Here is an 8,977-nt window from a genome sequence, read left to right on the forward strand (position 1 = left end):
ACCCGGCCCGAACATGCCGAAGCGATGGTCTACATCGCGATGATCATGACCATGTCCCGGCGCCTGGCGCGGTGACTCGGTTATGAGATGCGTTCTCAGGCGGTGCGACGTCCTCCGCAGAAGCGGCTGGGGCGGAAGGCGGCGAGCAGCGGGCTGGGCTCCCCGGTGACGATCTCCTCGGCCAGCAACTCCCCCACGATCAGCGCGAGCGTGGCTCCGCTGTGGGTGAAGGCGACGTGGTAGCCGGGGACCTCGGCGAGCGCGCCCAGCACCGGCTCGCCGTCACCCGGGACCGGCTTGGGACCCACGCCGTAGGACTCCAGGGTCAGCGCGGGGTTGCCCTCGAGGACCGCCGAGGCCTCGCGGAGCAGGCCGTCGACCGTGGACTCCTCGACCTCGTGGGTCCCGTCCTCCCGGAGCACGACCTCCTGCTCGGACCAGGCCGCATCCAGGACCAGGGCACCGCTGGGGGTCGGGCGCACGGACACCCGGGGTGTGTTCAGGACGGCGCGGAGCCGCGTGCCGACGGGCGGCGTGCGGACCAGCAGCCCGATCGGCGTTGCGTCGGGGATCTCGACCCCCAGCTGTGCGACGGTCCGGGGCACGTCCGAGCCGGTGGCCAGCACCGCGGCGTCGACGTTCCACAGTCCACCGGCGGTGGTGCGCACGCCGGTCACCGCACCACGAGCCACCACGATCTCGCAGCGCCCCGCGCCGGTGACGACCTGCCCGCCACGAGCGACGACGTCGGCGGCGAGCTGGTCGATCAGCGACGGCAGGTCGACCCAGCCCTCGCGGGGCGTGAAGACGGCGCCCTCGTCGGGGATCGCAGTGACGTCCACACCGGGCGTCCGGGTCGCCACCTCGTCGCGGCTGAGCCACTCGGCGGCGTAGCCCACCTGGCGCATGTGCTCGAACGCCGACCGATGCCCCTCCACCTGGCCCGCGGCGGCCCAGCCGAGGCCGCCGTCGAACACCAGGTACGCGGCGGAGCCGGTGCGGGAGCAGAAGGTCCGGTAACGGTCCAGCCCCAGCAGGCGCAACCGGTGGTACTCCGGCGAGCGCCGGCCGAAGGAGTTCAGCCAGGACAGCGAGCGGCCCGAGGCACCGCTCGCGAGGCCGTCCTCGGTGAGCAGGGTGACGCGCGCACCGCGCTCGGCCAACCGCGCGGCGGTGGAGACCCCGAGGACCCCTCCGCCGACGACGGCAACCCGAGGACCATGCTCCCGCCGGATCACCGTTCTCCCGTTCCGACGTCGCGACCCGGCGTCGCGGCTGCCGACGACGGCTCCGACGACCCCCCGGACGCGCGGTCCTGACCGTGAGCGGTGGCGGCCGGTGAATCGGTCACCCGGACGACCACCTGTTCGTCGTTCTGGGTGTAGCCCTCGTAGCGGAAGCCGATCCCGCTGGCGGCCACGAACTCCTGCCAGGCACGGTGCTCGTGCTCCTCCCAACCGGCGTAGTTGAAGTACTCGTCGAACAGGATCACCGTGCCCGGACGGAGCCTCGTGCCCACGTGGTCGAGCACCGTCCTGGTCGAGGAGTACAGGTCGGCGTCGAGGTGCAGGAACGCCACCGGCCCGGGATGGTCGGCGAGGAACCCCGCTAGTGTCTCCTCGAACAGGCCCACGACCAGTTCGGCCCCCGGGATCGTCGGCACGGCGTCGACCTCGAAAGCGCCGGCCGGGTAGCGCGACCGCCAGTCCTCGGGCAGGCCCGCGAAGGAGTCGAATCCGTGGACGTCCCTGCCCCCACGGGCCTGCGCGATGGCCGTCAGCGTGCCGCCGGTGTACACGCCGAACTCCAGCGCCATCCCGCGGTCGGGCGCCAGTCGGAGTGCCTGGTCCAGGGTCTCCGACGGGTCCGCGAACACCGAGGCGTTGGGCATCCTCTCCTGTGCGAACCGCGCGCTGGCCAGGACGGCCGCCCGCTCACCGGCGGCCCGGATGTCGCGCCGCTCGCGCATCTCCGCCTCGTGCACCGCCGCGATCACCCGCTCGGCCTGCCGCTGCAGCATCTCCTCGACGTCCCTGCCGTGCTGCCGGACGAGGTCCTCGAGGTCCGCACGTGCCTGCGCCACCAGGTCCTCGAGCTCATCGACGAGGGCGTCGTGCGGAACTCTCCCTCGCCCGCCCGGCCGACCCCGCCCGACGGCTTCGCGTGCTCGCACCACCAGTGCACGACGGACTCGACCCAGCACCCTCGGCTCCTGTCGCGACGGCCTCCAGGGAGGACCCGACCCTGCGTGCGTCACCGCACGAGGGATGGGCAGGCCGGCTCCCTGGGACTTCCGCCCGTTCCGCGACCCGCCCGTGGTCTGCCGACAGCCTCTCAGGATCCGGACGGGCCGGCCTGCCGACAGCACGGTGGGCCCCGTGCAGGCACCCCCGCCGTCCGCGGGGCTGACACGCGATCCGTGCGGCCGCGGTCTCCGACTGCAGCCGGCCGTGGGGGTAGAGACGGCCAATGGGGAGCCCGTACCGGGAGGGGACCATCCGGCTGGCGGACGGACGCCGGGTCTCGTACGCCCAGTACGGCGACCCGGACGGTGTCCCCGTCGTCAACTGCCACGGTGCGCCGAGCAGCCGGCGGGAACGCTACTTCCCGAACGGCGACGGCTACCGGCGCCTGGGAGTGCGGCTGATCGGAATCGACCGCCCGGGTTCCGGCCGGTCGGATCCGGCGCCGGGACGGCGGATCGTCGACTGGCCGGAGGACGCCGAGCAGGTTCTGGACGCACTGCACCTCGGCGACGTCCGGCTGCTGGCACTGTCCGCCGGGGTGCCCTACGCGTTCGCCCTGGCCCGCGCGCTAACCGACCGGGTCGGACGGATCGCCGCGGTCGGCGCCGCCCCACCACCGGACCTCCCGTGGCCCTGGCCGCCGGTGCCCTCCGGGCTCCGCTCCTTCCTGCTGCGTCCCGGACGGATCTCGACAGCGGCGTCACTGCCCCTGATGGGCCCGGCCGCGCTGTGGCCGCCACTGATGTCCGCCTACCTCCGGAGGCGGCTGGGGCCGCCCGATCGCGCCCTCCTCGACCGGCAGGAGGTGCGGTCGACGCTGGACGAGACCTTCACGGAGGGGCTCTGGCAGGGGTGGCAGGCCGGGGCCTACGACCGCGCACTGCTGCGCCGGCCGTGGGGTTTCCCCGTCGCGGACGTGCCGCGACCGGTCCGGCTCTGGCACGGCCGCGCCGACTGGCAGGCCCCACTGCCGGGCGCACGCCTCCTGGCTGCGGTGATGCCCACCGCGGACCTGCGGGTGCTGCCCGGTAGCGGCCACCTCCTGGGGTTCACCCACGCCGCCGAGATCCTGGCCGACCTCACCGCGCCGTGACCGCTGCCGGAGGCTCGTAGAGGACGCGGCCTGGACCGATGCCCTGACGGCACTGGTGCCGTTGGCAGTGACCCAGCGAGGGCCAGATGAGCGGGGGCTCACGAGCCCTCGCCGCGCCGAGCCTCAGCGCAGGCGCCCAGCGGCCACCGTCGAGGCCCGCGGCCGAGGGCAGGGCGTCGCGGGCGAGCCAGCCTGGCAAGCGGTCCTCGTGCGCGGCTCCATGTCGTCGGGGCGGAGGCTGTCGAGGGTGTTGTCGCGCCGCACGTCGGCGCGGTGCTGCAGCTTGCCCGGACGGGGTGACCACCCGTCCCCTCAGGGCCCCGGGACCGCCACCCAGGACCCCGACCCCGTGCGGAGACAGGTCCTCGTCCCCGTCCTTGATGGCGTCGACTCAGCGCGCTGAGAACGCACGACCGCGGGTGTTGGGCCGGTGGTCGCCCACGCCGCCTGGCGCACGACCGCGGACCACAACGGGGACGCTGCTGCTCTGGACGACCTCAGGCGTGCGGAGGCCGTGGCTCCTGCGGGAGGGGCTCCGTCTCGCCGGCCGGGCGTGCGCACGCGCGGGTGATCCACGGCCGACGCTGGCCCTACCACAGCGAGGACCAGATCGGCGCGGCAGCGTCCGGTCGCACGAGGGCAAGCAGCGGGCAGTGTGTCGGCCGGTCGCTCGTCCGGCGAGTGCAGCGGGAGGACCGACGGACGAGACTGACCGATCAGGTGACCGTCCAGCGTGGGAGTTGTCGATGATGACCGTGGTGACGACCACCCGGCTGCGTCCGGGCGGGGAGGACGAGTGGGACACGGCCGTACGGAACCGGTTCGAGTCGGCGCGCGACCGGCCGGGCTGGGTCTCGGGACAACTGCTCACTCCGACGGAGGAACCCCACACACGGGTCATCGTCGGCACCTGGCAGAGCCGGGATGACTGGGAGGCCTGGCACCATGACCCCGCGTTCCTCGAACAACGATCGACGCTCGAGCGGCTCGAGGAGCGGAGCCGGACGGAGTGGTTCGAGGTGGTCGCGGACGCGCGTCGCGGCTGACCCGCCCAGTCCGTCCGGCCCCCGGAACGCCTCCTCCTGCACGGTGGCACAGCCGGACACGTCCCGTGCTGCGTGAGCTCCTTCAGGCCCGTTCGACGGCCGTTCTCGACTGCGCCCGCGACCGTCTGTTGTTGCGCACGGACGCGACCGGACTTGACCAGCTCGCCGAGTGGCACGCCGGGGACAGGCGATCGCTCACCGCGTTCGACGAACGGGTGATCACGGCGCGCTACCGGCCCGGACATCGGCAGGCCGTCGTCGAGGGCGATGCTGGCGGTGACGAGCGCAGCCAGCTGTGGCTGCTCGACCTCGACGGTCCGGTGGCGCGCGACCGGTCGATGGTGCAGGCCCTCACCGACGACCCCAGCACCGTGCACCACCTCGCCGGGATGAGCCCGGACGGCCACAGGGTGGCGATCCTCTCCAACCGTCGGGACCGAGTCGCATTCGATGTCCGGCTGCTCGGCCTCGATGGAGGCGAGGAGCGGCTGCTGTACGACGGCGGCGGCTGGTGCCAGCCCGCCTCCGGCTTCTCTCCGGACGGCCGCTGGTTGTCGGTGCTACGTCCTGGGCCGCGGCCGATGGACAACGACCTGCTGCTCCTTGACGTCGCGACCGGTGAACAGCGGGTGGTACTCCCCCACCCAGGTGAGGCGGCCGTGGTCGGCGCTCCCGCCTGGGTCGACGCGACGACCCTGCTGGTGAGCAGCAATCTGGGCATGGACCGCCACGCTTTGATCCGCGTCGACATCACCACCGACGAGGCGACCGTCGTGCTGGCGCGGGCCTGGGACGTCGCGGGGTGGACCAGCCCGAACGGGAGGACGCTCCTGGCGGTCAGCAACGTCGACGGCAGCAGCGCCGGCGAGCTGTTCGACGCCCAGACCATGGCACCTCGGGGCAGACTCCGGCTCCCCGACCCGGACACGGTGCTGGCTTGGAGCCACCTGCTGCCCGACCCGCTGGTCGCTGACTACGGGTGCGTGGTCGCGACGTGCAGCTCGCCGAGCATGCCGCCCGACGTGTGGCGTCTCCGTGCGGATGCGCCCCCGGAGCCGGTGACCCAGAGACCTCTCGAGGTCGACCGGACACGATTGCGCCGCCCGGAGCGGCATACGGTGACGAGTGCGGACGGCCTCGCCGTGCCGCTGCTGCTCTACCGACCCATCATCCCGGCCGGGGCACCTCCGCCCCCAGCCGTGGTGCTGCTCCACGGCGGGCCGGAGGGACAGTCGCAGCCGGCGTTCTCCCCTGTCGTGCAGGCGCTAGCCGCACGCGGCTACGCCGTCGCGCTCCCCAACGTCCGGGGTTCGACCGGCTACGGCAAGCGCTACTACAGCCTCGACGACACCACCCGACGCCTGGACTCGTTACTCGACCTCGCCGCCGTCCACGGCTGGCTCACCCACGCCGGGCTGGACCCGGCCCGTGTGGCGCTGTGGGGCACCTCCTACGGCGGGTACCTGGTGCTGGCCGGATGCGCGTTCCAGCCCGAACTGTGGGCTGCTGGCGTCGACGTCGTGGGGATCAGTGACCTGATCACCTTCCTTGAGCGGACGGCGGACCACCGGCGCGCCCACCGCGAGCGGGAGTACGGGTCGCTCAGCACAGATCGGGAGTTCCTCGCTGCCGCATCCCCGCTGCGGCGCGCCGACGCGATCCGCGCGCCGATCTTCCTCGTCCACGGCGCCAACGATCCGCGGGTGTCCCTGAACGAGGCCCAGCAGCTGGTGGCCGCCCTCAAGAGCCGGGACGTGCCTTGCGAGCTGCTCGTCTACGGGGACGAGGGGCATGGCCTGGCCAAGCTGGCCAACCGACTCGACGCCTATCCCCGCGCCATGGCCTTTCTGGACCGCGTCATGAAGCGGACCTGAATCGTGGGTACAGACGGCACCATGAACTCCTCGGCTACCACGCCAGTGCCTTCCGGTCACACCACAGAAGGCGGGGTGTTGGTCGGGAGCGACAACGCTCGTCGCCGGCTCGTCGTCTTCGAGGACCCGCAGTGCCCCTACTGCCGGCAGTTCGAGGAGGCGTCGGGAGACCTGTTGCGCCGCGAGGTCGCCGCCGGCGCGGTCGCGGTCGAGTACCGGATGCGGTGTTTCCTGGGCCCTGAGTCGGTGCGCGCCGACAATGCGCTGGCTCTCGCCGCGGAGACGGGCCGGTTCGACCAACTACGCCGGGAGCTGTTCGCGACCCAACCGCCCGAGCACAGCGGCGGGTTCACCGCCGAGGACCTGCTCGGTTTGGGCAGGCGAGTCGGCCTGGACGACCCGGATTACGTGACCGGGGTCAGAGAGGGGCGGTACGAGGCCTGGGTGGTCGAGGTCGACCGGCGATTCCAGCAACAGGATCCGCACGGCACACCCGCGGCGCTGCTCGACGGCGAGCCGGTCGACTCCTCCGTGTTGTACGACGGCCAGGCACTGGGAGACCTGCTGCGCGGCTGACCGCGCTCGTCCCTGTGGAGCGCGCGTCTGCCCAGCACCGGGAACGGGGCCGGAGCCGAGCCGCCGCTGGGACGACCTCATGCATGCCTAGCAGGACGGGTACTTCGCCCGAACGAGGCAAACAACATCCAGCTGACCTGGAGCTCTGCTTCTAATCGGACTCGGACCAGTGACTGCCATCGCCGGGTCGGATCTGACCGCTCCTGCCACTGGACACCTGGGACTGCTTCTCGAGGTGCGCCTTGGGCCCTCGAGGGGCTGGTTCGCGCACCGAGCCACTACCGTGTCCTCCACTCGTCCCCTGCCTACCCCATGAGTGGGTGAGGAGGGTCTCGTCAGGGTGGGTGCGCATCCCGCACCGCGCCACTGACGGCCTCGGCCCCAGGTCCCGGCGGTCCGCCAGGGCGAAGTGGCCGGCGCCCTCGACCCAGATCAGTCCTTGCGCCCCATGCCTCCACCGAGCTCGTGGCCATCGACATGGTATTGACGGCCCGGTAGCCGTCTGGTCCCGGTTGCCTTCGCAGCCTCCGGGCGGTCGCCACGCTGTCGTCGCGCCGGGTGCACCGGCTGCCGTAGGGCTGTCGACCCGCCCGACCCGCCACACCGGTCGTGCCTCCCATGCCGCGGTGGCATTGCACCCCGCGCGTGTCGCGGCCAACCCCTCGACCGCTGGGAGCAGCACGGGAGGTCCGATCAAGCGGGGGCCGGGCCTGTCCCCGTGCCACCGTCCGTGTGGGTCACCTGCACGATCACCTGCTCGTCGTCCTGGGTGTAGCCGCGTAGCGGAAACGCATTCCGCTGCCCGCCACGAACTCCCGCCAGGCACGGTGCTCGTGCTCCTCCCAGCCGGCGTAGTTGAAGTACTCGTCGAACAGGATCACGGTGCCGGGGCGCAGCCTCGGGCCGACGTGGGCGAGCACCGTCCTCGCCGAGGAGTAGAGGTTGGCGTCCACGTGAAGGAACGACACCGGGCCGCGGTGCTCGGCGAGGAACCGGGGCAGCGTGTGGGCGAACAGACCGACGACCAGTTCGGCACCTGGGGCCGTCGGAACGGCGTCGACGCGGAAGGCGCCGGCGGGAAGCGTGAGCGCCAGTCCTCGGGCAGACCCGCCAAGGAGTCGAAGCCGTAGACGTCCTTACCAGCGCGGGCCTGCGCGATCACCGCCAGGGTGCCGCCGGTGTACACCCCGAACTCCACCGCCAGCCCCTCGGAGGCGCCAGTCGCAGCGCGTGCGTCAAGGTCTCCGACGCCTCCTGGAACACCGGGACGGTCGGCATCGCCTCCTGGCGAACCGCGCGCTGGCCCGGACGGCCGCCCGCTCACCGGCCGGGATGGGACCTTCGCCTCGCTCCGATCGAACCTCGACGCCGGGCTGCACCGCTCCCACGGAAGGCGGGCGCCGAGGGCGGCGGCACCGGCGCGCGACCTCGCTCTGCCGGGCTGCGGGGAAAAGCGCCGGTCGCCCGTCAGTTGGCCCGGCCCGTCCGGCGCCACTGCTGCGGAGGGGGGACGCCGTGGGCGGCGCGGAACCACCGGATCAGTCGGAGACACCCGGCGCGTTCCCTCCGCGGAGCGGTCGGCTGTAGATCACCAGAGCGAAGACGGCGTAGGTCCAGAGCCGGGGCTGCCACCCGCCGGCGGTGGGAGCGATGATCTCAGGACCTGCGATGCCGGGCGCGGGCTTCGGCAAGAACGCGGATGGCCACCTGCCGCCCGTCCTGCCCCTCGTCGGTCGTCGTGGTGCCATCGTCGAGCTGTTTGTAGACATCGAAGAATTGGCCGATCTCCCGGACGACATGGCGAGGAAGGTCAACGAGGTCGTGGACGTCCTCGTAGGCCGGGTCACGCAGAGCGACGCAGAGCAACTTGGCCTCGCGTCCGGTGCGAGTGCCGATCCACGACACCCCGATGACTCGGGCCGCGACCCAGATGCCCGGATAGGTCGGCTCATCGAGCAACACCAAGGCGTCCAAGGGCTCCCCGTCCTCCCCTACCGTCCCTGGCACGAATCCGTAGTCGGCGGGAAAGGCGACCGCGCCCAGGCTCGCGTTCCGCAGCTGTGAGCCCGTCTGGTGACGTGAATCTGCCGGTTGACGTGCAGAAACGCCTGATTAGGTGGTGAGCGGCCCCGTTACCAGGCG

9 protein-coding genes are annotated in these 8,977 nt (G+C 72.3%); 5 read left to right on the forward strand and 4 right to left on the reverse strand.

Annotated elements, in window-relative coordinates; translation table 11 throughout:
* Positions 1-95: 95 nt before the first annotated feature.
* Both CNO22_RS23015 and CNO22_RS23020 read right to left on the reverse strand, forming a co-directional pair.
* On the reverse strand, positions 96-1,238 hold the full coding sequence (locus CNO22_RS23015) for an NAD(P)/FAD-dependent oxidoreductase (RefSeq protein WP_100501609.1): 1,143 nt from the start codon (positions 1,236-1,238) through the stop codon (positions 96-98).
* Positions 1,235-2,083 carry a class I SAM-dependent methyltransferase gene (locus CNO22_RS23020; protein WP_100501610.1) on the reverse strand — a complete coding sequence of 283 codons (849 nt, stop codon included), beginning with the start codon at positions 2,081-2,083 and terminating at the stop codon, positions 1,235-1,237. Before CNO22_RS23020 ends, CNO22_RS23015 begins: the two co-directional genes overlap by 4 nt.
* 386 nt (positions 2,084-2,469) lie before the next feature.
* Here CNO22_RS23020 and CNO22_RS23025 point away from each other — a divergent pair, with 386 nt between their 5' ends.
* The 4 genes from CNO22_RS23025 to CNO22_RS23040 all read left to right on the forward strand — a co-directional run bounded on the left by CNO22_RS23025 (position 2,470) and on the right by CNO22_RS23040 (position 6,835).
* Complete coding sequence (locus tag CNO22_RS23025) at positions 2,470-3,339, forward strand: alpha/beta fold hydrolase (protein WP_100501611.1); 870 nt, start codon at positions 2,470-2,472, stop codon at positions 3,337-3,339.
* 746 nt (positions 3,340-4,085) lie between these two features.
* Positions 4,086-4,385, forward strand: coding sequence for an antibiotic biosynthesis monooxygenase family protein (locus tag CNO22_RS23030; protein WP_100501612.1), 300 nt, complete (start codon positions 4,086-4,088; stop codon positions 4,383-4,385).
* A gap of 131 nt (positions 4,386-4,516) precedes the next feature.
* Positions 4,517-6,259 carry a S9 family peptidase gene (locus CNO22_RS23035; protein WP_198588547.1) on the forward strand — a complete coding sequence of 581 codons (1,743 nt, stop codon included), beginning with the start codon at positions 4,517-4,519 and terminating at the stop codon, positions 6,257-6,259.
* Positions 6,260-6,262: 3 nt separating this feature from the next.
* A complete protein-coding gene (locus CNO22_RS23040) occupies positions 6,263-6,835 on the forward strand; it encodes a DsbA family protein (protein ID WP_100501614.1) in 573 nt (190 codons plus the stop codon).
* Positions 6,836-7,584: 749 nt separating this feature from the next.
* On the opposite strand, the gene CNO22_RS28565 is transcribed toward CNO22_RS23040, so the two are convergent.
* The gene (locus CNO22_RS28565) at positions 7,585-7,863 is read right to left on the reverse strand and encodes a class I SAM-dependent methyltransferase (RefSeq protein ID WP_332870101.1); all 279 of its coding nucleotides are present in this window, start codon (positions 7,861-7,863) and stop codon (positions 7,585-7,587) included.
* Between CNO22_RS28565 and CNO22_RS29395 the strand changes: the two genes are divergently transcribed.
* Positions 7,789-7,965 carry a hypothetical protein gene (locus tag CNO22_RS29395; RefSeq protein ID WP_232807279.1) on the forward strand — a complete coding sequence of 59 codons (177 nt, stop codon included), beginning with the start codon at positions 7,789-7,791 and terminating at the stop codon, positions 7,963-7,965. The two genes, CNO22_RS28565 and CNO22_RS29395, sit on opposite strands and share 75 nt — an antisense overlap.
* Before the next feature lie 526 nt (positions 7,966-8,491).
* On the opposite strand, the gene CNO22_RS23050 is transcribed toward CNO22_RS29395, so the two are convergent.
* Positions 8,492-8,893 carry an inorganic diphosphatase gene (locus CNO22_RS23050; RefSeq protein ID WP_100501615.1) on the reverse strand — a complete coding sequence of 134 codons (402 nt, stop codon included), beginning with the start codon at positions 8,891-8,893 and terminating at the stop codon, positions 8,492-8,494.
* Positions 8,894-8,977 lie beyond the last annotated feature (84 nt).

Source organism: Geodermatophilus chilensis (genome assembly GCF_002802985.1).
Classification (GTDB): Bacteria; Actinomycetota; Actinomycetes; order Mycobacteriales; family Geodermatophilaceae; genus Geodermatophilus; species Geodermatophilus chilensis.

What these genes read in the sequence shown, in the direction of transcription:
- CNO22_RS23025 (WP_100501611.1), top strand. Translation starts at nt 2,470, where the DNA reads ATGGGGAGCCCGTACCGGGAGGGGACCATCCGGCTGGCGGACGGACGC.
- CNO22_RS23030 (WP_100501612.1), top strand. Translation starts at nt 4,086, where the DNA reads ATGATGACCGTGGTGACGACCACCCGGCTGCGTCCGGGCGGGGAGGAC.